The following is an 892-nucleotide window of genomic DNA, read 5'->3' on the forward strand; positions in this document are numbered from 1 at the left end:
GGTGCGGCTGGATCACCTCCTTTCTATGGAGAATTGATGAACGCTGTTCATCAATATAAGTTTCCGTGTTTCGTTTTGTTCAGTTTTGAGAGAACTATCTCTCATATATAAATGTATGTTCTTTGAAAACTAGATAACAGTGTAGCTCATATTTTTTAATTTTTAGTTTGGTTAAGTTAGAAAGGGCGCACGGTGGATGCCTTGACACTAGGAGTCGATGAAGGACGGGACTAACGCCGATATGCTTCGGGGAGCTGTAAGTAAGCTTTGATCCGAAGATTTCCGAATGGGGAAACCCACTATACGTAATGGTATGGTATCCTTACCTGAATACATAGGGTATGGAAGACAGACCCAGGGAACTGAAACATCTAAGTACCTGGAGGAAGAGAAAGCAAATGCGATTTCCTGAGTAGCGGCGAGCGAAACGGAACATAGCCCAAACCAAGAGGCTTGCCTCTTGGGGTTGTAGGACATTCTATACGGAGTTACAAAGGAACGAGGTAGACGAAGCGACCTGGAAAGGTCCGTCGTAGAGGGTAACAACCCCGTAGTCGAAACTTCGTTCTCTCTTGAATGTATCCTGAGTACGGCGGAACACGTGAAATTCCGTCGGAATCTGGGAGGACCATCTCCCAAGGCTAAATACTCCCTAGTGATCGATAGTGAACCAGTACCGTGAGGGAAAGGTGAAAAGCACCCCGGAAGGGGAGTGAAAGAGATCCTGAAACCGTGTGCCTACAAATAGTCAGAGCCCGTTAATGGGTGATGGCGTGCCTTTTGTAGAATGAACCGGCGAGTTACGATCCCGTGCGAGGTTAAGCTGAAGAGGCGGAGCCGCAGCGAAAGCGAGTCTGAATAGGGCGTTTAGTACGTGGTCGTAGACCCGAAA

General features: G+C 47.3%; 1 rRNA gene. It reads left to right on the plus strand.

Annotated features, from left to right (window positions below):
• Positions 1-169 precede the first annotated feature (169 nt).
• Positions 170-892, plus strand: a 23S ribosomal RNA gene (locus tag ACQRBL_RS02585); the annotation flags it as partial.

The organism is Bacillus sp. AF62, assembly GCF_050312695.1.
GTDB classification, from domain to species: domain Bacteria; phylum Bacillota; class Bacilli; order Bacillales; family Bacillaceae_G; genus Bacillus_A; species Bacillus_A cereus.